At 44.5% G+C, this 25,101-nt stretch carries 19 protein-coding genes; 13 read left to right on the top strand and 6 right to left on the bottom strand.

Annotated features, from left to right (window positions below):
• The first annotated feature begins 122 nt into the window (after positions 1–122).
• The 3 genes from AC6I5A_RS00870 (at position 123) to AC6I5A_RS00860 (ending at position 1,632) form a co-directional block, all read left to right on the top strand.
• Entirely contained in the window at positions 123–827 is a 705-nt protein-coding gene (locus AC6I5A_RS00870) for a glycosyltransferase family 2 protein (protein ID WP_034610613.1), read from the top strand.
• A 2-nt stretch (positions 828–829) separates the two neighbouring features.
• Positions 830–1,231, top strand: a complete 402-nt coding sequence (locus AC6I5A_RS00865; RefSeq protein ID WP_034610611.1) for a DUF2304 domain-containing protein — start codon at positions 830–832, stop codon at positions 1,229–1,231.
• A gap of 119 nt (positions 1,232–1,350) precedes the next feature.
• Positions 1,351–1,632 (top strand): hypothetical protein, encoded by a 282-nt coding sequence (locus AC6I5A_RS00860; protein ID WP_034610609.1) that lies wholly within the window; start codon positions 1,351–1,353, stop codon positions 1,630–1,632.
• A gap of 84 nt (positions 1,633–1,716) precedes the next feature.
• Here AC6I5A_RS00860 and AC6I5A_RS00855 read toward each other — a convergent pair whose 3' ends face one another.
• From AC6I5A_RS00855 to AC6I5A_RS00835, 5 genes are all read right to left on the bottom strand, one after another.
• Positions 1,717–1,947: a type II toxin-antitoxin system HicA family toxin gene (locus AC6I5A_RS00855; protein ID WP_034610605.1), complete on the bottom strand. Its 231-nt coding sequence runs from the start codon at positions 1,945–1,947 to the stop codon at positions 1,717–1,719.
• Between the two features lie 2 nt (positions 1,948–1,949).
• Complete coding sequence (locus AC6I5A_RS00850; RefSeq protein ID WP_034610604.1) at positions 1,950–2,177, bottom strand: type II toxin-antitoxin system HicB family antitoxin; 228 nt, start codon at positions 2,175–2,177, stop codon at positions 1,950–1,952.
• A 145-nt stretch (positions 2,178–2,322) separates the two neighbouring features.
• Positions 2,323–3,147, bottom strand: a complete 825-nt coding sequence (locus AC6I5A_RS00845; RefSeq protein ID WP_034610602.1) for an XrtA system polysaccharide deacetylase — start codon at positions 3,145–3,147, stop codon at positions 2,323–2,325.
• 223 nt (positions 3,148–3,370) lie between these two features.
• A complete protein-coding gene (locus AC6I5A_RS00840) occupies positions 3,371–4,447 on the bottom strand; it encodes a GNAT family N-acetyltransferase (RefSeq protein WP_034610599.1) in 1,077 nt (358 codons plus the stop codon).
• A gap of 8 nt (positions 4,448–4,455) precedes the next feature.
• On the bottom strand, positions 4,456–4,809 hold the full coding sequence (locus AC6I5A_RS00835; RefSeq protein WP_497900383.1) for an EamA family transporter: 354 nt from the start codon (positions 4,807–4,809) through the stop codon (positions 4,456–4,458).
• 223 nt (positions 4,810–5,032) lie between these two features.
• Here AC6I5A_RS00835 and AC6I5A_RS00830 point away from each other — a divergent pair, with 223 nt between their 5' ends.
• A complete protein-coding gene (locus AC6I5A_RS00830) occupies positions 5,033–6,250 on the top strand; it encodes an ATP-binding protein (protein ID WP_497900382.1) in 1,218 nt (405 codons plus the stop codon).
• A gap of 75 nt (positions 6,251–6,325) precedes the next feature.
• Here AC6I5A_RS00830 and AC6I5A_RS00825 read toward each other — a convergent pair whose 3' ends face one another.
• Entirely contained in the window at positions 6,326–8,401 is a 2,076-nt protein-coding gene (locus AC6I5A_RS00825; protein ID WP_497900381.1) for a cell wall-binding repeat-containing protein, read from the bottom strand.
• 199 nt (positions 8,402–8,600) lie between these two features.
• Between AC6I5A_RS00825 and AC6I5A_RS00820 the strand changes: the two genes are divergently transcribed.
• The 9 genes from AC6I5A_RS00820 to AC6I5A_RS00780 form a co-directional block, all read left to right on the top strand.
• The gene (locus AC6I5A_RS00820; protein WP_052167805.1) at positions 8,601–11,048 is read left to right on the top strand and encodes a S8 family serine peptidase; all 2,448 of its coding nucleotides are present in this window, start codon (positions 8,601–8,603) and stop codon (positions 11,046–11,048) included.
• Positions 11,049–11,553: 505 nt separating this feature from the next.
• Positions 11,554–15,309 carry a cell wall-binding repeat-containing protein gene (locus AC6I5A_RS00815; protein WP_497900380.1) on the top strand — a complete coding sequence of 1,252 codons (3,756 nt, stop codon included), beginning with the start codon at positions 11,554–11,556 and terminating at the stop codon, positions 15,307–15,309.
• A 394-nt stretch (positions 15,310–15,703) separates the two neighbouring features.
• Entirely contained in the window at positions 15,704–16,807 is a 1,104-nt protein-coding gene (locus AC6I5A_RS00810) for a TolC family protein (protein ID WP_034610595.1), read from the top strand.
• 361 nt (positions 16,808–17,168) lie between these two features.
• Positions 17,169–17,615 carry a hypothetical protein gene (locus tag AC6I5A_RS00805; RefSeq protein WP_034610594.1) on the top strand — a complete coding sequence of 149 codons (447 nt, stop codon included), beginning with the start codon at positions 17,169–17,171 and terminating at the stop codon, positions 17,613–17,615.
• 460 nt (positions 17,616–18,075) lie between these two features.
• Positions 18,076–18,351 (top strand): type II toxin-antitoxin system prevent-host-death family antitoxin, encoded by a 276-nt coding sequence (locus AC6I5A_RS00800; RefSeq protein WP_034610593.1) that lies wholly within the window; start codon positions 18,076–18,078, stop codon positions 18,349–18,351.
• 109 nt (positions 18,352–18,460) lie between these two features.
• A complete protein-coding gene (locus tag AC6I5A_RS00795; RefSeq protein WP_497900379.1) occupies positions 18,461–19,876 on the top strand; it encodes an MBOAT family O-acyltransferase in 1,416 nt (471 codons plus the stop codon).
• Between the two features lie 15 nt (positions 19,877–19,891).
• Positions 19,892–21,025, top strand: coding sequence for a hypothetical protein (locus AC6I5A_RS00790; protein WP_034610591.1), 1,134 nt, complete (start codon positions 19,892–19,894; stop codon positions 21,023–21,025).
• Positions 21,026–21,132: 107 nt separating this feature from the next.
• Positions 21,133–22,752, top strand: a complete 1,620-nt coding sequence (locus AC6I5A_RS00785; protein WP_052167803.1) for a S41 family peptidase — start codon at positions 21,133–21,135, stop codon at positions 22,750–22,752.
• Positions 22,753–23,108: 356 nt separating this feature from the next.
• On the top strand, positions 23,109–25,101 hold a 1,993-nt coding region (locus tag AC6I5A_RS00780), incomplete at its 3' end, for a cell wall-binding repeat-containing protein (protein ID WP_034610588.1).

Below are 25,101 nucleotides of genomic sequence, written 5' to 3'. Positions count from 1 at the left end.
TGGTTAATGGGATCAAAATGACTCACTCTGCAGTAAAAGCCCTGCCGCCTAAGGCTTAGATTGTCTCCAGACTGAGGGTTGGACAGTGTCCGTAGAATTAGAAAGTGCGACAAATAATTGAAATGAAAATATTAGCGATTATCCCTGCTTATAATGAAGAAAAAAATATTGACCTGGTCGTCCGGAAGTTAAGGGTTGTTTCCCCCTGGCTTGATATTCTGGTAATCAATGATGGGTCGACGGATAAGACTCCGGGGATTGCCAAAGAGGCTGGGGCGGAAGTAATTTCACTGCCGGTTAATTTGGGAATTGGGGGAGCGGTTCAGACAGGCTTTCTTTATGCCTGGAATAAGGGGTATGATATTGCCTTACAAGTGGATGGAGATGGTCAGCATCGGCCGGAAGAAATTCAAAAGCTAATTCAGCCTCTTTTAGACAGAAAGGTTGATGTGACGATCGGTTCCCGGTTTTTGAATAAAACGTCTTATCAGATGCCAGCCGCCCGGCGTTTAGGAACCTGCTTTTTGAAAAAAACCCTAAATAAAGTTGTGCGGAAAAAATACACGGATCCAACGTCAGGATTTCGTGCCTATAACCGTAAGGCACTGAGCATTTTATGCCATCATTATTCGATTGATTATCCGGAACCGGATGCGATCGTGACGTTGTTGAAAAACGGTCTTCAGGTGAAAGAGATCTCCGTGGAGATGGATCCGCGGGGATTTGGAAAATCATCTATTACCCCCTTTAAAAGCGGGTATTATATGTTTAAAGTCAGTATGGCCATCATCTTTAATTCCATAATGGGCGCGATATGGAGGGAATGATTTTGCTGCGTATTCAAATAGTTGTGTTTCTAGCGAGTATCCTGGTCCTGGGCTATGTTTCTGAAAAGGTTCGGCGCCGTCATTTAGCTGTGGAGTATTCCCTCATCTGGATCATTAGCGGCCTTGTGATGATGCTCCTGGCTCTTTGGAGGAATAGTCTGGAATATATTGCTTGGATTATGGGAATTAACTATGCTCCCTCGGCAATTTTTGTTATTTTTGGAGTCTTCGTTTTGTCGTTATCCATTCATTTCACCTTAATAATCTCTAAGCTAAGTAATCAGAATCGCGTCTTGGTTCAGAAATTTGCCCTATTAGAGCATGATTTCGCTCAGTTAGAGGAGCGTTATCGTTATCTCAACGCGTCTGAGCGTTACGCCGCTGATAAGTTGGACGTCTTTTAAATATAGTGACGCAATGCCACTGAAATGGTATAATAAGTTAATTAAGAACGTAGGTCATTGGTGCGTAGTCAGTTAATAGAAAGAGGCTTTCGGAATGTAATAAGGGGAAGGGGATAGGAATGGAAAATAGAATTCTTCAGGCAATTGAAGGTCTGACAACTCAAATCAGTACATTATCAGATAAAGTAGACAACCAAGGGAATCAAATTAAAGAAAATACTCAGATTTTAAAGGCGTTAGAACATTTGGCACAAGTCAATAAAGCAGAACACGATAAGATGTCGATTAATATAGCTGAGATATGTGGAGAAATTCAGGCCGTGAGAAAAGACTTATCAAAGGTTGAATTAATCACAGCGAGTAATTGGGGCGACATTGTAAAGCTTAAATCAGTAAAATAAAATACGTAAATTAAAGTGAGATCGTAGGGGTAAACCCTGCGATCTCGTTTATTATTTCTAAATAGGATGCAAAACCAGGTATTTTTAATTCTTTCGGATTACCTCAAATTCTTCATCAGATATCCCGATGTCCTTAAGGATCGCTTTAATTAGTCCACGTTTAAGATCCTTGCTGTGCATAGGAATTACGGTGTTTCTGCCATCTTGTCGGCGGCTGAATAATTTGTGGCTACCCGTTTGTCGTATTTCTTCAAACCCTAACCGTTTTAGGAGTGCTGCCATTTCTTTGGATGAGATGATCGTTAATTTGCTCATTGTCAGATTACCAATTCAAGTTGTTTGGCTTCGATAAAGTTCGGATTAAAGACTTGGATTCCGTCTTTTACATGAACCTCTAAACATAATTTGATAGCTTCATCAACATTTGCCATTATTTCAGAGATCGTATCTCCTTGTGTATGGCAGCCTTTCAATTCTGGTACCGTAGCAATATATCCTCCATCTTCGTCTTTTTCAATAAGTACCGTAAAATTATATTTTTTCATAAGGTAACCCCCTTCAAATGTTAAGCCAGATAATAAATGAACTCATATTATTATACTAAAAATAAAGAGAAGTTACCATATTATGCCTAATAATTTAATCTAAGTTTTGAACATTATATGCTGATGCGGGCTCAATGGTGGAATGTTAAAGCCCATAATACCCCTCAACCGAAGTAAACTTAAACTTCTTTAACACTCGTATCAACTTCTTCTCGCACCCGCTGATTCCGTAATAATGGATCAGGTTCTCTTTCGGACTGAGGGTGAGCCGAGGTTGCCCGGGGTCGATCTCGCGGGGGTGAAGATAGACGATCGCTGGATGGCCTTCTCTATTGACGGTTTTAATGCCCCGAGTGATCAAAGGATAGGGCAGGGCGCGGAAATAGAAGCCGCCGGCAAAAGGAATCTTCTTATTTAGAATTCGAACAGTGGAGGAAGGAACTTCCAGGAGGTTGAGGGTCCTTCCGTTGTACTGAGGATGGTAGGAAAAACGGGGAGAAGTGGGCAGGCCGTAGAGATACGTTTTAATCGGAAAGACGCTGGCATCGTAGACAAAGCCCAATTCCTCCAGAATGTCCCAGGCCCAAATAGACTTTGGAGTGATTGACCAGGAAGGTGCCCGGTATCCTATGACGCTTTTGCCAACGATATCTTCAACGCGCTTTTTGGCTTGGCTAACGTCCTCTTTAAATACCGCCGCAGTTTGTTGGTAAATGAGCTGATGCGCATACCCGTGGGTAGCAAGCTCGTGTCCTGCTTCTGCAATTTCCCGGATCAACCGGGGGTGTTGCTCAGCGACAGAGCCCAGGACGAAAAAGGTGGCTTTAGCCTGGTGTTCGGCGAACAGGGCTAAAAGCCGTTTTGTATTTTGGATAATGCGTACCTCATACGTCTTATGGGGATCAAATACGTCATCATGATAATTGGCGTGAAACCATTCTTCCAAGTCGATGGTCAATATATTTTGCATAGGGTCCCCCTACGAGGAGAGACGTAAAAGAACGCCTACCACGCTGCGTCGCTACTCGCTGCAACGGTTCCGCTAACCCGCCAAAACCCTTCTGGAATCTGCATGTGAACCGTTGGCGGGTCTTAACGTTACACCGTTTTGCTCGCTTACGCGACTCCGCTAAAGGTATGCTAACCTTTTGCGTCTCGTCCTGGATTATTTCGGGAATGGGTTCGGTACGGGATTAGATAACGTCGTAATCACCCATGGTTAAGAACCAGTGATTTAGTTTAAGGAATGGCTCTTGGTTCCCTTCCCCTTGAGGGCTAAGCTTGCGGTAAACAACCGGGAAGGGCTGCGGTTCTAAAGCCTTTGGACAGGTAAAAAAGCCCTCGGCTTTAAGAAGGCGGGATTCTTCTGTGTGCGGGAGCATCAGGGAACCGGCTAAATCCATGTTATTAGCGACAAAGAAACGCAGGAGACGGTTGACAAGATACTTTCCTGCGGCAGGATGACCTGGAGCAACCAGGAAGTCGACAATCATCCCGGAAGACATCCCCTCTACTTCGGTACATCGTCCCACAATATAGCCGAGGAGCGCGGAACTGCTTTGTCGGCTTACCCCGTAGATTTGATAGTCACGAAGGGGAATATCAAAATACCGCCAGCGCAGATAGTCCGCATCGCGGATTCCCATGAGCGGGTATTTGTGTTGTATTTTAGTCCAGAAGACATTCAACTCGGAGAGATTAAAGGACGTAAGCGGATATACTTCATAACTGTCATTTGAGCGGTTTTTCATCCGGAAGAGAAGATGGAAAGGGAGTGCCAGAGGAGCAAGCCAGGACCCAAGCTTTTCCCGGACCAAGGCTTTAGGATTTAAGGGGCGAAGTAAGAGGGGGACGTTTCCCAGGTCAGTGAACCCGAGTTTTTCCGTGAAGCCCGGGTAGGAATTGGGATTGGGAACCCCATAGCAAAATTTCGCTCCCTGCGCAGCACAGTTCTGATAAACAACTTTGGCTAAGCCTGTGAAGATCCCTTGTCCGGAGTAGATTTGACGGGTGAGGGTGTTTAAGGAGAGGGTTCCGATAATCGTTTCGTCATTCGCTTTAAAACGCATCGGAATCACGACATATTGACCGGCAAGTTGATCCGTTTCCCCATCTCGGGCTAATTGAATGATCGCCGCCCCAGCTGGGTTGGCTTCATACTGCCATTTCAAGAATCCGGGGTCGGAAATCCAGGAATCCCCGAAATACTCTCGCGTCATCTCGATGGTCTCCGTTAGATTCTCCGGCTGATATTTAACCGCTTTCCACATGCGGATTCCTACTTTCGTGTGATAATGATGACTCCAAGGCAAATCACCATGACCCCGATAATCTTCGAGGGCGTAAGCTGTTCTTTAAAAACCGTTATTCCTATAATCAGAGCAAAGATAAATGCCGTACTCTGAATCGGATAAACAAAGCTCAACTCGCCTTTATTTAAGATATAAATCCAAAGACCGGAAGCAAACGCATACACCATAAGACCTGCAATTATATAGGGACTGAGGAAAAGGCGCAGGAGTTGACCTAAGCTATGGATCTCTTTTCCGGTTGCCCCCAGCTTCCAAAGGGTTTGGCCGGTTACCATGAGTACGGAATTAAAAATCGTTAGGAGAACTAACAAAATGGTCACCTCATGCTTCTCAAGTTTAGCCTTCTAATATTATACAATTTGAGCGTTTATAAGCAAGCTGCATACATTACAAAGTACATTAGTTTTTGGAGATCCCGTTAGGTAACCGCTGGCATATAACCAATTTAACAAAAATAATTATATAAATTTATAGGTTATGACCATAAAAACATGTTTATATTATACATATAACAAGGTATAATACATAATGGAGGTAATCGCCATGATTAAACGAGAACTATATTTGGAGCAACTAAGACCATTTATTGATAAACCTTTGATTAAGGTGCTGACCGGTATTAGACGAAGCGGTAAATCTGCAATTTTAATGATGCTGAAAGGAGAATTGACACAGCGTGGAATCAGCGATAAGAACATCATATATATTAACTTTGAGTCAATGGAGTATTCTGATATTGAGAATGCAAAAAATCTCTATTCATTTGTAAAAGCAAAAATCACAAATAAGCATAAATATTATATTTTTTTAGACGAAATTCAAGAAGTTAAGAGTTGGGAAAAAGCTATCAATTCCTTTTTTGTGGATTTTAATGCTGACATCTATATTACGGGCTCAAATTCAAAATTATTATCCTCTGAGCTTGCCACCTATATTGTCGGAAGATATATTGAAATCAATGTGACCCCTTTATCATTTGCGGAGAATCTGGAGTTTAAGAAGATCCTTACCGGAACAGATATTACAGATCTTCAAAAGGAATTTATCCGATTTATACGGCTGGGGGGGTTCCCTATTCTTCACACGGCGGAATATTCTCATGAGGATGCTTATAAAATCATCAAGGATATTTATGCCTCTGCAATCCTGCGGGATATTGTCCAGCGCAATCGCATACGAAATATTGAGTTATTGGAGAAGATTGTAAAATACGTTTTTGAAAACATCGGAAATATGTTTTCCGCCAAGAAGGTCGCGGATTATTTCAAAAATCAGCAGAGAAAGGTTGATATAGAAACAGTTTATAACTATCTGGAGGCTCTCGAAGCTGCATTTATCATCTACCGTGTTCCGAGATATGATTTGAGGGGCAAAGATGTTTTACAAACCAACGAGAAGTACCTTATGGGTGACCAGGGTCTGAAGTATGCGGTGCTGGGATATAAGGACAGAGATATATCAGGAATTCTGGAAAACATCGTTTTCCTGGAACTCAAACGCAGAGGATATCTCGTTTATGTTGGGAAATTTGGAAATAAGGAAATTGACTTTGTAGCTGAGAAAAGGGAACAAAAGGTTTATGTACAGGTAGCTTATAAATTAGCGGAAGCTTCAACGGTAGAAAGGGAATTTGGGGCATTGCTTGGTATAAGAGACCATTATCCTAAATATGTGGTCACGATGGAAGACTTTTGGCAAGACAATATAGAGGGTATAAAGCATAAGAATCTCGCTGAGTTTTTGCTGATGGATGATTATTAAAAGCCGTTCACTGTTTTTAGGTCAGTGAACGGCTTTTCTATTCGTGTGCTTGCAGGGGTTTTAGTGTTTGGTTCGTTAGCGCAAATGTTGCTTAAGCAAAGGAAAGAGTTGATCTATGGTATTCGTATTCGTGATCCAGCGTAAGGACCAGGCTCCGATACCTCCGAGCGGGTACTGGGCGAGGAGAGACAGCTTGGCATCCCAGCTTGCGGCATCGTCAAAATACACCCGGTGATATTTGTCGTCGACCGTGTAAGTGAAGTATGGGTCGGTCTTATCCCTTTGCAGAACGGCGTTGTATTGGGTAAGCAGGTCCATCGCCCCGTTAATGTCGTCACTTGAGCTGTTCGGGTTGTTTCCTGCGAGGGTGTATAATCCCCGGGATTGGCGATTCGCTTTAGAATAATTATTCGGGTCCAATGGATCCGCGGGGTTGATTGCCCACCAGTCTGCTCCGTAATAGGGAATCCCGAGGAGAACCTTATGCAGATCGACACCCTGATTCTGGGTATACTGAATGACTTGCTTCATCCAGTCGAGCGGAGCCATTGCACCGGGAGATGAAGAATGATAGTCATAGGTCATGATGTGGAGGTAATCAACAGTTTGGGCGAGGTCATGGTAGTTAAAACGGTCCAGCCAAATCGTAGAGGGAGTTCTCGCCATAACAGCCATAACCACAAGCTTATTCAGGGCATGAAGCCGGGGATATAGTTCTTGCATAAAGAGCGTAAGGCTTGGCCCGGTTGAAGAACTAAAGAGTTCTAAGTCGATCACGATCCCATCCGCACCAATCGCCTGAATTCGCTCGGTGATTTGGTTTATCAGGATCTCACGTTTAGAGGCTGACGTAAGAACATTATCTGCGGTAGCCGACGTAGCCCAGCTCGAACCTATCATGGGAAGTACTTTGAGGTTTCGAGAGTGGACATAATCGACGAAGGTTTTATAATCCCCGGCGTGGCTGTCCCAGGTACTGCTGATCGAGCCATCAGCCTCGTCATTGAGATAATACCAGCTTGGCGAGATGAGATCCGCGTAATCTGTTGCCGGAGAGGGAATCATTTGAACTTGACGCAGCATCCCGGCATTGCCCTCCAGGGTTGAGCCTTGCGCATACTGCAGAGAGATCCTGGCGAACACCTTTCCGGTACGAATGACATCTTCTACTTTTGCGGGAATCGCCCCCCAGCCGCCAAAGATGATAAAGCTTGCACCGGCGGTGCGCCGCTCGTTGAGGTAACTTAAGATAGCGGCATTCAGCGGTACAGTCTTTGGTACCAGGACAACCGGATGATTCTTTTGCGCAGCCAGGGCTGCACCTGTCAAAGCATCCGGAAAATTCTCTCCTGTGGCAACATAGACAAGCGATGAATCAAACGTTAACTGTCGTAAGACGGCGGTATTAGTGTCGTATTTGTCGACCCCGGCAATCCGCTCCAGCACCTGAATAGGCTGGGGCAAGCTCCGGAGCTGCTCAACAACGGCATCGCTGATCACGGCTGTTCCCCCGATAAGCGTAACCTGTCTAACCCCAAGTTCTGTGAAGGCTTGAAGAGTCTCAGGCGGTAATTGTGAACTTTTGGTCATAAGTAGGGGAATTCCTTTGCTCGCCGCGTACGAGGAGATACTCAGAGCATCCGGAAAGTTTTGCCCGTTGACAAGGTATGCGACAGAACTCTGCGGAGACACTTCAGAAGCGATGGCTGCGGCTGTTCCGTATTGGTCATATCCTGCCAGTCGTTTAATATTATATCCATTATCCTGGAGGATTTCTTGAATACCGGGATCAATGGCCGCTGTTCCTCCAAGCAAGTAGACTGTCTGGGCCCCGAGCCGCTCAAGTTCCGGGAGAATAGAGGGATAAAGAGATTTGGAAGGGGATAAAAGCAAGGGCCCCCCTATTCTCTGGGCGAGTACCGTACCAGCCAAGGCATCCGGAAAGTTTTGTCCGGTCGCAAGAACCACACTCGCTGCCTTGTCCCAGCCACGATTAGAGATGGCAAGGGCTGTATCATAGAGAGTATTTCCCGCCAGGCGTTCGATGGTCGACTCGGCTTGGACAGGTAAAGGCTGAGGCAGCAGCAGACTTATACATAATAGACAGGCAATACAAGCCATACTCACTATGCGCTTTGCAAATAACTTCACATGAATATCCCCTTTCCTAACAAAAATTATGAAGATTTTACTAATATTAATATTTCGCTCCTGCTCTCCAAAACTCCTCTATAGCACTAACGACAATTATTTACAGGGGAAAGGGGATTAGTGATAAAGAGGGAAAAGAAGAAATAGAGCGAATTTATTTAGCTAGAGAAGGACGTCCAAAAGAGAGCGGGATAATGAGATGAGATTATTAATAGATAGCACTCGAATTCGTTTCGGGTTGACCCTTAGTTTAATTGGGCTTCTCCTTATTCATCCCATGTTAGTGCTTGGTGCCTCAGGGGATGGCGAGCAACTGGACCCTCAGCAAAAGCTTGTCGTACGCTTGGCCCCGGGGGCCTCTGTCGATAAAGTCGCAAAGGGGATAGGCGCCGAAGTTAGTCGACGTGGCCCACTTAATTTTGCGACACTGGAAGTTTCAGCCGGGCGTGAAACGGCAGCGATTTTGGAGCAATTAAGAGGGACGAAGGGAGTTTTAAGTGCAGAAGAAAGCCGTCTCTTAAAGACAAGCGCGCTGACGGTCATGGAACCGTTCTATTCGCGTCAGTGGTCCTTGGTCCAGGGAGAAGTCAAACCGGCTTGGGATAGGGGGGCAGCAGGGCAGGGAATCACCATCGCCATTGTGGATACGGGAGTGGACTTAACCCACCCGGACCTCAAAGCAAATCTTGTCCCCGGTTACAATGCCACAATAGGGAGTACATTGTCGGGAGCATGCCAGGATGATAACGGACACGGTACGCATGTAGCTGGGATAGCTGCTGCTTCCCTGAATAACAAAGGGATTGTGGGCGTGGCTTATCAGGCCAAGATCATGCCCATTAAGGCAATGGATGTCGAGGGAGAGGGGTTTGATGATGCCATTGCTGATGGAATTGTCTGGGCCGCAGATCATGGGGCTAAGGTGATTAACTTAAGTTTGGGTACTGAGGAAAGTTCCACGATCCTGCGGGAGGCCATAGCCTATGCGGCAGATAAGAAAGGGTGCCTCCTGGTGGCGGCGTCCGGTAACCTTGAAGCGGACGACTGCTCCGGTGTCTCGTATCCAGCCTCTGATCCTAATGTCCTGGCCGTTACAGCGACAGATCAAGAGGATGGCATCGTGAGTTACGCTATAACCGGTCCGGAAGTGGACTTGGCTGCCCCTGGGGATGAGATCGTAAGCACCTGGCAAAACGGAGGGTACAGTTTAGCGAGCGGAACGTCTATGGCAGCTTCGTTCGTTTCCGGAGCCGCTGCAGACATTTGGAGTGCTCATCCCGACTGGACGAGACGGCAGGTTACCATGGTTATGGAAAAAGGAGCCAAAGATTTGGGGGTGAGCGGACGGGACACGTCTTACGGGTATGGACGAATTGATGTTGGAAAAGCCCTTAAGGAAAGTGATCCGCCGCAGTTAGTTCAGAACGAAGATTCATCGACGCATGCAACCCTTAGCTTTCCGTCTCAAGCTTTGGGAAACCAAAGCACTGTGACCCTTCTGCCTGTTCCCCTGCCGGGGGAGTTACCCAAGGGGGCAATTCTCCTTAGTACGCCGTTTAAAGTAGATCTGGGAGGAGTTTTATTTCAGGAGGTGGCGACGTTAACCCTGAGTGATGCCAGAGTAGCCAAAGGTCAGGATGTTGCACTATTTCGTTGGAATGGAGCACGCTGGATTTCTATAGGTGGGTTTGTAAGCGGAGACCAAGTTTCCCTGGGGATTTTCCTGCCGGGGGTTTACGTCCTCGGAACGTCTGTATTTGACGTTACATCAAAACGCCTGGCCGGGCTCGATGCAGTGGGGACGTCGCTGCAGATTTCCCGCGCAGCGTTTCCGACTGGAGCGGATACTGTGATTATCGCGACGAATGCTAATTTCCCAGATGCTCTGGCCGGGGCCCCACTCGCCATTAAATATCAGGCGCCGATCCTTCTTGCGCCGAGCTTCGGATTGACAGACGAAGTCCGGGCTGAGATTAACCGTCTTAAACCCCAAATGATCTATTTGTTAGGGGGGACTGCGGTCTTGAACCCGGGGATCGAAGCTGAACTAAGTGCGCTTTATGAGGTTAAGCGTGTGGCTGGGATTACAGCCTATGGGACAGCAGAAGCGATTGCCAAAGAATTAGGTACACGGGGGAGGGCTGTCCTGGCCAGCGGGCAAAACTACCCGGATGCCCTGTCGATTGCTCCATGGGCTGCAAAACAGGGGATCCCGATTTTACTCACCCGGGCGACTACGTTGCCTTCGGAAACGCAGAAGGCTTTACAGCTGCTCAGTGTTGTGGAAACCCAGGTGATCGGAGGAGAAGCGGTGGTTTCCCCGGGGGTGATGAAACAAGTTCCGCTCCCCACCCGTTTTAGTGGGTGGTCGCAATATGATACCTTAGCAGCGGTCTTGACTGCTTATCCGCCCTTAGGGCGGACGATTTATTTGGCCACCGGCGAGAATTATCCGGATGCCTTGACAGGAGCGGTACTTGCTGCTCAGGGGGGCTCTATGCTGGTAACAGTGCCAACGTCTACGCCAATTCCGGCGGGTTTGGTTCCTCTCTTTGGTTCGTGGCGTGGGAAGGCGATCGTACCGCTAGGGGGGTCAGGTGCTTTGCCGGAGGTGGTCGTCGAGCGGGTGAAGGGGTTCATGCAGTAGCATACTGCAAGTATTTCTATTTGAAGTCAGTATATTTTTAGTAAATGGGTGGAAAACTATTAATTTATAGTGTAAACTAAATAGAGTAACTGGGGGGGGGGGACCTGTCCGAAAGCTTAAATTAATTAATTTTGGGTCAATTTCAAAAAAATATTGGACAGCAAGCAGGAATATTAGTTATTCTGGCGAATACAGATATCTAATACGTGCCATTTTTGTGGTTTCTCAGTTTTAATGCGTTCTAAACAGTATGACACAGGAGGGGTGAGTATCATCATCAGGGGGGACGCTCCTACGAAGAGCCTGTGAAATGCTTTTAGATATTGCGCAATGTCTAAAGATTAGGTGACTCATTATAAGGGGGTGAGGGACGACTTAAGAAACGTCCTTGGTAAGGAAGAGAGATCGTTTCATTCCTAAATTACAGAAGAGTTCCAAGATGAGAGGAGAAAATTACTACATGAAAAAGACTAAAAAAGCCTTAGCATCCCTTACAATCGCAGGTATGCTGGCAACAATGGTTCCTTTTAACGCATTCGCTTCAGTTCCTGATATGGGTACCCGATTAGCGGGTATAACTGCTTATGACACAGCTCAAAAAATAGCCCAACAAACTGAGTCTGCTGACAGCGTAGTTCTCGCTGCAGGCATGACCCGTAACTCGGTTGACGCTCTGGCAGCCGGTCCGCTCGCAGCTCAACTGAACGCTCCGATCCTTCTCACAGATGGCGATGGCACATTGACTCCACAAGCCAAAGCAGAACTCCAACGCTTAATGCCTAAGAAAGTTTATGTCACCAGTGGTACGGCCGTAATCCTGCCTGCAGCATTGGCTGAAGTCGAAGCAATCACAGGTGCCGGCAGTGTTGTGGCTCTCGGTGGATTCGATGCTTATGCAACTTCTTTGAATATCGCTAAGAAAATGGTTGAACTCGGCGCTAAACCAACTCAACTCTTTATAGCCGGCGGCTGGGCAACTCCTGCCGACGCTCTTTCCGCAGCTTCGATCGCAGCTGCTAAAGGGGCTCCGATTCTCGCAGTTTCCAAAACAGGTTTAACTGCAGATCAAAAAGCATTTGTTGCAACCCTCACAGCTGTAACAAATTCTTATGTTGTTGGCGGAACGGCAGTTATTGATGCTGCAGTCGAGGCAACACTTCCCGGAACTGTTACCCGCCTTGCCGGCCTTACTCAATATGACACCAACCTGAAAGTTCTGCAAAACTTCACTGATGTAGATTATGACAAGGTGTTCGTTGCTAACGGCAAAACGTTTGTTGACGCTTTAGCCGGTGCACCTCTGGCTGCAAAATATAATGCCGGTATCGTACTGACTGATCAAACGGTCAACAGCGCTCTTGCAACTTATGTTAAGAGTCAAACAACCGATGCCAGTAAAGTTATTGCTCTCGGTGGTACAGCTGCTGTTCCTGAGGCAGCGCGTGCAGCAATTGAAACTGGTACAGTTACGCCTCCTCCGTTGAGTGTTAGTACTGTAACAGCAGTTAACATGGCCTCTTCCAAGTCTGTTGCTACTGGCCAAGCCCTTGTTGATGTAGGAACTGTCACAGTTAAAGCTGGAGACAATGGATCGAGTATAACAGGTATTAAGCTGACCCGATCTGGCTTAAGTGCAGATACAACGATTAACAGTATTACCGTTTGGAACGGAACTACTCGACTGAATGTACCAAATATACTTTCCGACGGCGCAGCTGACATTAGCTTCTCAAACCCACTTGAATTAGCAGCCGGAGAATCGGCAACCTTGGCGGTTAAGGTTAATATTGCTGGTGCAGCTCTTGCTGGCGCACAATTTGCCATTACAATAAATGAACTCACAGGAGCTAGCGGTAACCTGCTCCCTGCCACTTCCGGTACTATGACAGTATCTCCTGTAATATTGGGAACTCTAGGTGTAGTAGTTAGCGGTGATGCTCCTAACGGTACATTGGATGCAGGTACGACGGATCAACGTCTTGCGAAGTTTGATTTCACGGCCAATACTGAAGCACAAAAATTAAAAGTGTTAACTTTGACGCAAAATAACTCTATCGGTGACGCTGACCTGACTAACCTCAAACTATACAATAATGGAGTTCAAGTTGGAGCAACAGCTTCCCTGACTAACCGTAAAGTAACCTTCGATTTTGGAGACGGAGTTGACATTGCTTCCGGCGGAACGGTTCGTCTCGAACTCAGAGGAGATGTCGTTGGCGGATCTGGCCGTACTGTTCGATTCGATATAAATGATGCCACTGATGTTCAGTCTGTTGGGCAAACCTTTGGATCAACCATTGTAGGTAATATTGTTAATGGTGTAAATCTGGCTGTTAATCCTGGTAACTTCATTGTTTCCAGAGCTACCACTTCACCTGTTGCCGGCACAATAGCCACAGTAGTTGATGACCAAGCTTTCAGCACTATTAAAGTTGAAGCAATTGGGGAAGCAATCCAATTGCAAACTGCTAATATCAACCTTGCTATTGGCGGAGGTGCTGCTCTGACTGATTTAAGAGACCTAAAACTTGTATGTGATAGTAAGATAATTGCTCAAGTAGCTACTCCTACGTTTGCACTTGCTGGTAATGTTGAAGCAGTTACCCTAACTTCACCAATTACTGTAAAACCGGGAACTCCTGCAATTATCAGCATCACGGCTGATATTCCAGCTGTGGCTGGTGTTGTAGCAAATGATACCTATGCACTTGGTATTGCAGCTGGTCCTGGCGCGCTAACTGGTGTAGGGACTGTCAGTGGTATCACCAGAAACTACACAGCACCAGGAAATATCTTAGGTAATGTCATGACTGTTGGTGCTATCCAAGTTACAGCTACACGTGTACCGAAGGCTGTAACTAACGTATTCCCGAGCGACACTGATACGGAACTGATTTCCTTCAACTTAAGCCAAAATCTGAGTGAAGATGTCTCAGTATCCAGGTTAAATCTCGCTATTAACGACAATGGTGGTGGAAATACAAATACAATCGCGCAGAACTTTACTAACATGAAGGTTTTTGACGCAGATGGAAAGGTTATCTCCAATGTTGTTACAGCACCTGGAGCAACCACATCCTTTGACTTTAACACTCCTATCGTTTTAAAACCTGACACAACTGTTAAGGTAACTGTTAAAGCGGATGTTCTATCAACAGCTTTCGCTACTGACAATTACGACTTCGGTCTTGCTGCTGGTTCAGTTGCACGTACAGTTGCTCTGGGCACAAATGTTAATGTACCTGGCGTAGTAGCTGGCGGAACAGTATTCACAATTAATGCTGGTGGAGCAAATATAGCTGTTACTAGGTCTGCTGCTGTTGATTTGGACACTAATTTTAACGTCCAACGCGGTTCCAAAGATGTAGCAGTTGCAGCCTACAGATTGACTAATACCGGTGCCGAAACTGGAATTGTCGAGAGTCTTTACCTTGTTCCAACTTATGGGGGTACCCTTGGAGGACAGCACGTTACCAATGTTCGCATAGTAGATGCTTCCGATGCGACCAAGATATATGCAACTCTGACAGATTTGGCTGCAGCTAGATTGATTGACTTAACCGGCCTTGAAGTTGGAACTGCTGCCAACAATACTAAGGATATTAAAGTCCTAGTTGATTTTTCGGAAACAGCTGCATTTGACGGAACATTCGGTGTAGCGTTTGGTGATGGTGGTGCCCTTCTTGATATTAGCGTTCAAGCTAAGACAACAGGTTTGACGACTAATAATATTGCTCATCCTGCTGTTGCTCAAACTGAGACTGCGAATGTTACAGAGACAAAAGTTAACGTAGCTGCAGCAGCTGTTGCGAATCCTGTAACTACTGCTGCAGGAGCGGCTCTACCAGGAAGTACAATAGCCAAATTTACCTTTACAAACAATGGTGACAGAGCTGTCAATATAGACTCTGTTCGACTGACAGATACCTTAAATGTCTTAGCTGGAAAAGTTGGAACAGTTCAGCTTGCTCGAACTTCAACTGGTGTAACTTTAAGCGCTGCTGCTGCATTTGCTAATAACGGAGATATTGCCCTGACCACAGCACTTCGTCTTGATCCAGGCAAGTCTGAAACGATTTCACTTAGAGTTGTAACCATAGGAACGCTAGCTGCAGGAGATTCTGTTGCTGTAAGACTTCTTAGTGCAGGTACAGTATATGAAGGAATTGATACAGCTGTTGGCGGTGGTTTTGGAGCTAATGCCGACTACACGGTTGAAGACAATGCGACTACAGACGTTGTATCATTTGTAACACCGTAAAGTTAAAGTATAATACTATTTATTAAGTTAAGTATTATTACACCCTCTGCTATATCCGCAGGGGGCGTTTTTTCGTGCGCCACGCATGGCGATTAACTAGACGGTCACTTTATGGGGGTATATAGCGACCAACCATTAGCTTAAGGCAAGGGTGTCCACCGCGAGGTGGAATCTGAAGGAAGCCGACAAGCCAACAAGCAAAGTTTCGACCCGAGGAACACGAATAACATCAGGCGTAAAACGAGGGGTATGGCTGCGAAACAAGAAGGATCAAAAGAACATATTGACTTACTCATTGCTAACAATATACAATATTTTTATCGGGTATAAAAAAAGGCGGAGTTAGAACTTAGTTAAGCGTTTACTTAAAATTTTTATACGAGGAGTGATAATAGTGAAAAAAAATACTAAAACCATAGCTTATGTAGCAACAATAATTCTTTTGGCTCAATTAGGTATTGCCGATGCGGAAAGTACAAAAGTTGTTACACCAAGTCAAGTGGTACAAGATTGTAAGGCATATGATATAGAGGTCCAAATCGATAACATGGAGTCAAACTTAAAACGTCTTCGTGCAGCGTACACTCCTTCGGGTGCTGGATTAGGAGGTGGACCCTGGGCAATAACTTATAGGCTTTCTATTGCCCCGTTATTTTCAGATATTCAACAAAAAGCAGATGATTTTCAAATAGCTAATGAACAGATGAATAATGAATACTTATATTATGATAACGCCTATAAGTACTGGCTTTTAAGTCAAACAGCTCGCTATAAGTTGGAAAATTTGAGTCTTTCCCAACATGAACGAGATATGACTAAAAAGAAGCTTGAACTAGGATTAGCATCACAAACCGAACTCCTTCAGGCGGAAATATCCGTAAATAACGCCCAATCAGACTTTGATAAGATAAATTTGCAAAAGCAAAATCAAATGTACCAAATTAATCAAACCATGGGTTCCGCCGCCGATACGCCCTTAAACGTTGATAGTGAGGATTTAAGCTTTCTATCTGCGGATGAATTAAACGTTGATCAAACGTTAATTAATCTTTATCAAACGCATAGATCGTTAGAGTCTTTAAAAGCACTTTTAGAAGCTAATCAAAAAGCTCAGTCGATTGCCGCAGGTCAAACAGACATCAATGTTCCGGCACAAAACTTAATAGATTATTATAATTTAGAGATTGAAGAAGCACAGTTAAAGCTTAAGCAACAACGTCAAAGACTGGAAATTGCTTCGCGTTCGTATCTTGAACAGGCAAAAACACTTGAAAGTGCGATAAAGTTAGATCAAGACAATGTTGAAAAAGTTAAAAAAGTATATGATAATTCTGTTAAGACATTTGAATTAGGAATGATTACCTATAGTGAAATGGAAAGCGTGCGCATGAAGCTTTTAGCTACAAATTTACAGTTAAGTTCAGATCAAAAAGATTATTTGACACTCAAAGAAAAATTAAAATTATTTAAAAGTGGTGCCTTATTTACTATATTATAAGGTCAAATGAAAAGTGAGATTGTCAGCTTATGAGGAATCTTACTTTTTTCTATTCGGACTAGGAAAGACTGGATAATGTCGAATTATACCAATGAGTTTAGCCTTCGAGGTGGGATAATCATTAGGTAAAATAAGCTGATTTTATGGGAGTGGGATTCACTTTGAAATTGAAAAGTAGAGTGGTCGCAGTTGCTCTAACGATTCATTCTCATGGACAGGGATATTCGTTCTAGATTCTTTCTCTATGGTTATTAAATGGAACATTAAAGCCCGAGTTCAGAGAAGGCTTATAGAAATTGACAATTAAAGAGTACAGCTAACGAGTATAACTAATTAATGGATTAAAAGGGGATAAATAGGTATGAATAAGAAAACAATCATTTATTGTATATTAGGGGCTGTTCTATTAGTTGTGTTTTTATCGGTAATAACTTATCATCAATCTAAGGATAAAGATAATAAATTTCACGCCACTCCATTAGCTCCAGTGGAAAAACTCATAAGTACGCTATACTTTAAACAAGGGACTTATTCGGACTATAAAACACTATTCTCTAATAAGAATAATGTTATTTCCGAAAAGGAGTTTAAGAGTTACCAGTTTATGGGACAGCCGAATGTGATATTTCCAGTAGATAATGACAGCGTAGCTAATGTTATGAAACATATGAAGCAGCAACAGATCGACCCAAATACGGTAAAAGTATTTTGGTCAAAGGATCTTAATGGTTCTGTTAATTCGTTAGAGGAAGCGACAGCAACCTGGGTAATGATTAAGCAAAATGGAAAATGGTATATAGGGAATTAACGAGGCATATCAATGGGTTGAACACAGAGCGTTTCGAAGAAATCCTTTTGGTTTTCAATCTGACCATTAAGCACTGGAGCAATTAACGAGAACTTTTGCAAACTGCCGATGCTGTCTTGTAAGCCATAGCCTACGGGCTTGAACTAAGGAAATAAATAAGGGAGCTAACTGGTAAATATGGCATAACAGAGCAATAAAAATGAGCTTTAATGAGTATCGGAAATATGGTAAGCAGAAGGAGGGAAGGTAGTAATGGGAGAGGGGAGAAAATTTGCCAAGAAAGGTTTATCTTAGTCCCAAACAGCGTCAGTGCAAACAAGTGAAAGGAGTTGAACTGAGCCTCGCCCATCTGACGATATTGTGGTATTGACGGTATACTGATTGAAGAATAATATTGATAATATAGTCATATTATGATATGGTATGACTACCAGGAATTATATCAGAAAGAGGTGACATCATGGAAGAAACAATCAGACCGTCAGCGGATTTAAGAAATCATTATAGTGAAATCTCCAAGCAGTGCAGAGAATCAAAGAATGCAGTAATTATTACTGTAAATGGACGGGGTGATACAGCAGTTCTTGGATTACAGCATTACTATCAGATGAAATCTGAACTGGAATTACTCAGAACACTTGCAGAAGCAGAGAATGATGTAAAAAATGGACGAGTAGCACCAATGCAGGATTCGTTTGATGATCTTCGGATAGAGAAACGGAAAGCACCTTGGTAAAAAAGGGTGCTTTTTTTATGCTGCTGTGTATTGCTTGAAGAAATCGAAATGATCAAGGAAATGGATTTTGGTTGCACTCATTTATAAATAAGGCTATATTTAAAGGAAGTTGAAAATACGAAAGGGCGCTGTCTTTTTTATGTTATTTAACTCCTATAGCTTTATTTTTGTTTTTCTGCCTTTGACACTCCTTGTTTTCTTTACTCTTACCAAAAAAGGTTTATATAAAGCGGGCACAGCTTCTTTGGTCGTTGCTTCGCTGGTGTTTTATGCTTATTGGGATATACGTTACTTACCACTCCTGCTCTTATCGTTGGTTTTTAATTACTCGATGGGTAGCCTGCTGGAGAAGACTCAAAGCAAGGGTCTTTTGTTTTTTGCGCTTCTCGTCGATTTAGGACTGCTCGGGTATTTCAAATATATGGACTTTTTTCTCCGTTCCTGGAATGCCGCCTTTGATACAGCAATACCTTTGCCGGGGATAGTTCTCCCTCTGGGGATTTCATTTTTTACGTTTACTCAAATTGCTTACATCGTGGATGCCTACCGAGGGGAGACAGAAAATTACAGCTTTCTAAACTATAGTTTGTTTGTGACTTTTTTCCCGCATCTGATCGCCGGGCCGATCCTTTATCATAAGGACATGATCCCTCAGTTCAAACGGGCAAGGCATTTTGTGTTCTCCCATAAGAACTTTGCCTTTGGCCTGACTGTTTTTGCGCTGGGGCTTTTTAAGAAAGTGGTCATCGCGGATTCCCTGATTTCTTGGGTTAAGCCGGTTTTTGAACAGGCAGGAAGTGTTGGCTTTTTTGAGGCTTGGTCCGGAGCGCTGGCCTATACGTTTCAGCTTTACTTTGACTTTTCCGGGTATTCGGAGATGGCTATTGGGCTGGGGCTGCTGCTCAATGTCCGTTTGCCGTTGAATTTTGATTCGCCATACAAATCCCTTTCGATTATTGAATTCTGGCGGCGTTGGCATATAACGCTCTCTGCCTTTCTGAAAAGATACCTTTATATTCCACTCGGCGGAAACCGTTATGGGCAGGGGAAGAAACTGCGCAACCTCTTAATCACTATGCTTCTGGGAGGGCTATGGCATGGGGCCGGATGGACTTATGTCATTTGGGGCGGATTGCATGGTCTGTACCTGGTGATTAATCATACATGGCAGAGGTTTGGGGTAATGCTCCCTAAAGGCTTGGCTTGGCTCTTTACGTTTCTGGCGATTGTATTTGCCTGGGTTTTCTTTCGGGCTGCTACCGTGCAGGATGCTCTGGCACTGGTTCAGACTATGCTTGGCTTTAAGGGAATCCATTTCGCAGGGCTTCAGCAGCTGGTTGGGGGAACAACAGAAGTCTTGGTATTAATGGCATTATTATTGTTCGTGGTGACAGGCCCAAATGTGCGGGAGTTTGTTTCCCGTTTTCGGCCAACGTGGCAATGGGCAGTGTTGGTAAGCTTTGTCCTGGTCGTGAGTTTGCTCCAGCTTACTGAGGTTACTGAGTTTTTGTATTTTCAGTTTTAAGGATGGCAGAACTTTATGAAGAAATATAGAAGATGGAACTTTATACTCTTTGGTGGTGTACTCAGTCTCATGGTCGCGGTAGGCTTGTTTAACATGTTCATTGACCCCTATGGGATCTGGAATTCACCGCCTTTTCAGCGAGTGAACGCCCATAAGAGTGAACAGTACACACATCAGCGGATTTTTCGGGCTATTGATCTGGAGAGGCTCAAACCGAAGGAGATTTTCCTCGGGAGTTCGCGGGCCTTCTTTGGGCTGGATCCAAAGTATTATAAGACGCTAACTGGAAAGACCGCGTATAATCTAAGTCTCAATGCGATCAATACTGCAGAAGAGCTCGCTTATTTTAAACATGCTCTATACAACCAACCAGATCTTCAGGAAGTGGTGATCGCACTTGATTTTTACGCCTTTAATGCCTATCACGAGGGACGTACGGACTTTTCGGCTGACCGGCTGAATAAGCGCCGTATCACCTTTGAGGATACGTTAAACAGTCTGCTTTCCTGGGACGCTTGTCAGTCGAGTTGGGATACACTAGAGTATAATCTCGAATATCCGAATACGCCCTTGGTTGAGGAGAACGGGCTGCTGACTGATGCGGGCATCAAACGTCATCATGTCATGAATTTAAGTGTCCCGGAAACCTTTGACCGGGAGTTATCGACCTATCTATACTCGAAGCAGTACTTCGGGACCTATAAGTTAACCATGGATAATTATCGGGAACTCATCCGTTTCTGTCAGGAGAAAAGCATTAAGGTTACCGCCTATATTTCTCCTGCGCATGCTACCTTGTGGGAAGCTATTAAGATTGCTGGGTTATGGACGGTCTTTGAGGAATGGAAAAAGGAGGTGTCCACTTTGACACCGGTATGGGATTTCTCAGGGTACACAGAAATAACTACGGAGCCTATTAGCGAAACCATGCAAAATTTTTGGGACAGTTCACACTATAAGAAGTCCGTAGGGAACCTGGTCATAGACCGGATGTTTAACCCCCAATCGGACAAGGTTCCGGTTGATTTCGGAATCTTGATCTCACCGGATAATATTGACGCACATTTGGCGAAGATACAGCGGGATCAAGCCGCTTGGGAGAAGAAAAACCCGGATGTCATGAATTACGTTGCGAGAATGAAACCATGATTGTATAAAAGGCACAAAAAATGCCCTAAACTCAGAGTGTATTAATTAAAAAATATTAATATTTAGAACGAAATTTTTATAATGTTGCCAAAGGTAAATTCAGCAGCGTGTCGAATCTAATCAGAGTGGAGTTTGAAACTCCGGAGGGAGAGGCCATAGATAAGATGCGGGCAAAATTTTTATGGAAAAAAACATTCCGTCACATTCTTTTAAACCTTGTGCTCGTCTTAATACTAATACTAAGTACTTCGACGACGGTCTGGGCAGCGAACAGCAATGTTTTACCGGAAATTGGTTCATTAATTCAACATCAATATGTGGACCCAGTTTCAGCCGAGGTATTAAATGCCCCGACTGTGGACGAGACGCTGAAACGGCTCGGAGATCCAAACACGTCGTATTTCTCCGCAGATGAATATCAGAACTTTTTGGGGAGTATTGATAAGAAATTTACGGGGATCGGGATCCATATTGACATGGAGGCTGAAGGGGTAAGAGTGGTATCCGTCATTTCCGGTTCATCGGCGGAGGAGGTTGGGCTTCAAGCAGGAGACTTGATTGTTCATGCAGCGGGCCAATCGTTAGCTGGTCTATCGTCGGAGGAAGCTGTGAACATTCTGCGGGGGCTTGAAGGCAGCACGGTCCGGATTAGCGTGCAGCGGGGGACGGAGACCAAAGTCTATACGGTTACACGTAGAGTAATTTCCGTACCAACGGTAACGGGAGAAGTATTGCACGGACACATCGGCTATATAGATTTAAATTCGTTTGGGAGTGATACAAAGACGGAATTCGAAACTGTAGTCAAACGCTTAAGAAGCCAAAAGGTAGATGGCTGGATTATAGATTTACGTGATAATGGAGGAGGATATTTGAGTTCGGTGTTTGACCTTGCGGGCTATTTCATAGGACCAAATGTTCTGGTTAGCGTTAAAGACCGAACAGGTAATGTTAAGCAATATGAAGCACAAGATCACGGCTTTACCCTGAGCCAACCGGTTATCTTTCTTATTAATGAATATAGCGCCAGTGCTTCGGAACTTTTAACGGCTGCGGTTAAAGATCATCAAAGGGGGATACTCGTAGGGACAACCACTTATGGAAAAGGGACGATCCAGAGCTTGTTCTCCCTTTCAAACGGGGACTTCCTCAAAATGACAGTTGGCCGCTTTTACTCCCCGCTTGGAAATCAGATCGATGAAGTTGGGGTTACTCCTGATGTAGAGATTATGCAAGCAGACTCACTAAAGGTAGCGGAACTGATGTTATTAGATGAAACTGAGGCACTGGCCAAGGCTAGAACAACGGCCTACTGGGAGGCCTGGGGGGAACTTGTAAATTCGCTGTCCGCCGACCGGCAATTAGAGGGTTACACTTATTATTATCCAAGTTATCGTAAAGTCAGTGAATTGGCGGCGATACCCCTTGATAAGAAGTTTAAGGTCTGCTTTAATGGTGCGGTTGATTGGCAAAGCGTAAATAGCGCGAGCGTAGAGCTGATTGACGCCAAAACGGGCAAAAGAATACCAACACAGTTTAAAACCCTTGGACCATCTGAGGTACAAGTTATTCCGAACGTGACCTTGAACCCCAATACTACCTATTGGCTGGTCATTCATCCTGCGATCCATGATGTTAAAGGATTTGGGATGTCTGAAGGCGTTGTGGCAATTGCACATACGATCGAGGGGATAGATGGCAGTTATTTCGACAAATCAGTCCATTGAGCTTCAAGAACACGCCAGGTGATACAAAACTGAAGGCTAACGAGATCCGGGTATATACATTCATTACTTTTTCGGTCCCTTAATCAGTTACTGCAAGGGTCCAAAATAAATATAAAATTTTAAATTTTAGCGGAAAATTTTCATGTATTGGATATTCTTTGCAGGATTATCATTTAAGATGGCGAATTATTATATACTTAAGGCAAACCTATACACTATTTTTGAAAAAATGCTTCCTAATACAATGTTCCCAATAGTCCCCTATACCATAGAAGGTGGAAGTTGAAGAGGAGGCAAAAGTCTGAAAGAAATGCTTTCATGACGTTTTGTGCCTCAAGAAAGGAGTGTTTATTATTATGAATAAAAGAACAAAACACTGGTTGTTAAAGGGTTGTTTGGCAGCAGCAGTTGCGTTATCAACAACCCTCGTCCCTATAGTAACGAATGCTGCTTTGTCCAATGTAACCAGAATTGGTGGCTTTGACAAATTTGAGACAGCAGCCCTTATGGCTCAAAAAGGATGGGCGGGAACCAGTGATAATGTTGTTCTTTCTGCAGGTATGAATTACAATCTGGTGGACGCCCTTGCAGCGGGACCATTAGCCGCTAAACTAAATGCCCCAATTATTTTAACAGATGGAGGTCAAAGTCTGAATTCCTTTGCTAAAGCTGAGTTACAGCGTCTCAAACCTAAAAAGGTCTATCTAACGAGCGGCACAGCAGTGATTAAGCCCGCGGTTATTGAAGAACTTAAAGCTATGGGCATTACACCGGTTCCACTTGGTGGATATGATCAATACGAGACGTCCGTCAACATTGCTAAAGAACTGGCCAATCAGGGAGTCGATATTTCGCGAGTCGTACTTACGGGAGGGTGGGCAAGCCCAGTAGATGCGCTGTCCATTTCTTCGATTGCAGCGGCAAATGAAATACCGATCTTAACTACGACCAAGGGTCAACTTCCTGCCTCAGTTAAAACATACCTTGACAGCATCAAGGCTAAGGTCACTGATTCTTATGTGATTGGCGGAACAGCCGTGGTGGCCGATGCTGTCAAAGACCAATTACCTGGTAAAATTAGCAGATACGCTGGGCTAACGAAGTATGACACCAACGTTCAAGTATTAAAGAATTTTGCAAAAGAATATAGGAACGACAAAGTGTTTGTTGCTAACGGAGAATCCTTGGTTGATGCCTTGGCGGGTGTTCCTCTTGCCGCTGCAGAAACGTCTCCTGTTGTTCTCGTGAGTCAACAGATCGATAATGCAACAAGAGAATTCGTAAAGCTGAATATGTCGACCGATGACATGGTTGTTCTAGGCGGCGTAGCTGCTGTATCTGCAGCTGGAATGAACGCATTGACCTCCGCCGTTTCGTATGCTACAGACAATTCCACAGTAGGGGCAACAGACGCTGCTAAACCGCTTGTATTAACGGATAACGTCAAGCTTACGGGTAATAATGTAACAATGAAAAATACTGTAGCGAATTACAGTGTTTATGTCAGGGGAAATAACATAACCCTGAGCAACCTCACGGTAAAAGGGACGGTTTTTGTGGATCCCGGTGATACCGGATCAGCAACATTAGACGGTGTTACCGCCGGTAATATTGTTATCCTCTCCGGAGCCCCACACAGTATTATTATTACGAATTCCACGTCGGGACAGATAACAGTTAGTTCTGATGGTAATACAAATGTAGTGTTTAACTCTGTAACTACCAATGGCGTGACTGTGCAAACTTATGAAGTATATGAAACAGATGAAGAGGGTAATCAGGTTAAAGTAGGTACAATCTCCATTACTAACGGAACAGGCAATGATCTCGGCACCATGACTATTACGGGTGAGCCCGGTGAATCTACGGACGTGAACTTGAATGGCGAATTCAGCCAACCCATTTCTGTTGAAGGACAGGGTGACGTTACTATTAATACACCCGCCGGTACAGTAATTTCCAGCATTACAACCAGTGCAAATAATTTAACATTAGGCGGATCAGGAACGTATACAGAAGTAGTAGCACAGGGAGGTACTCTGACAGCCGCACAAGGTACTGCACTTCCATCCGTTACGGTTACAGCAACAATACCTACTCAGACAGTTACCTTAGCCGGAAATATTACGAATGTAACACAGAATCAAGGGAATGTAACTTTAGTAACAGGGACTACGGTGGCAAACATGACTACTACGAGTGGTGGCACGATTATTGTTCCACAGGGTTCCAGTATTGGGAATTTAGATTCCACAGGTCCGGCTCCTGCCGTTGGTGGTGGCGGAACTGTTAACGGCGAGACTACCCCAGCTACACCCGGTGATATTCCCGGCGGTGGTGGCGGTGGTG

It is taken from the genome of Desulfosporosinus sp. Tol-M2 (assembly GCF_059735615.1).
Note: the sequence above shows the minus strand (reverse complement) of the source record. Positions and strands in the feature narration are given on the sequence as shown.

What these genes read in the sequence shown, in the direction of transcription:
- AC6I5A_RS00815 (WP_497900380.1), top strand. Translation starts at nt 11,554, where the DNA reads ATGCTGGCAACAATGGTTCCTTTTAACGCATTCGCTTCAGTTCCTGAT.
- AC6I5A_RS00845 (WP_034610602.1), bottom strand. Translation starts at nt 3,147, where the DNA reads ATGCAAAATATATTGACCATCGACTTGGAAGAATGGTTTCACGCCAAT.
- AC6I5A_RS00860 (WP_034610609.1), top strand. Translation starts at nt 1,351, where the DNA reads ATGGAAAATAGAATTCTTCAGGCAATTGAAGGTCTGACAACTCAAATC.
- AC6I5A_RS00870 (WP_034610613.1), top strand. Translation starts at nt 123, where the DNA reads ATGAAAATATTAGCGATTATCCCTGCTTATAATGAAGAAAAAAATATT.
- AC6I5A_RS00830 (WP_497900382.1), top strand. Translation starts at nt 5,033, where the DNA reads ATGATTAAACGAGAACTATATTTGGAGCAACTAAGACCATTTATTGAT.
- AC6I5A_RS00850 (WP_034610604.1), bottom strand. Translation starts at nt 2,177, where the DNA reads ATGAAAAAATATAATTTTACGGTACTTATTGAAAAAGACGAAGATGGA.
- AC6I5A_RS00790 (WP_034610591.1), top strand. Translation starts at nt 19,892, where the DNA reads ATGAAGAAATATAGAAGATGGAACTTTATACTCTTTGGTGGTGTACTC.
- AC6I5A_RS00805 (WP_034610594.1), top strand. Translation starts at nt 17,169, where the DNA reads ATGAATAAGAAAACAATCATTTATTGTATATTAGGGGCTGTTCTATTA.
- AC6I5A_RS00855 (WP_034610605.1), bottom strand. Translation starts at nt 1,947, where the DNA reads ATGAGCAAATTAACGATCATCTCATCCAAAGAAATGGCAGCACTCCTA.
- AC6I5A_RS00820 (WP_052167805.1), top strand. Translation starts at nt 8,601, where the DNA reads ATGAGATTATTAATAGATAGCACTCGAATTCGTTTCGGGTTGACCCTT.
- AC6I5A_RS00840 (WP_034610599.1), bottom strand. Translation starts at nt 4,447, where the DNA reads ATGTGGAAAGCGGTTAAATATCAGCCGGAGAATCTAACGGAGACCATC.
- AC6I5A_RS00800 (WP_034610593.1), top strand. Translation starts at nt 18,076, where the DNA reads ATGGAAGAAACAATCAGACCGTCAGCGGATTTAAGAAATCATTATAGT.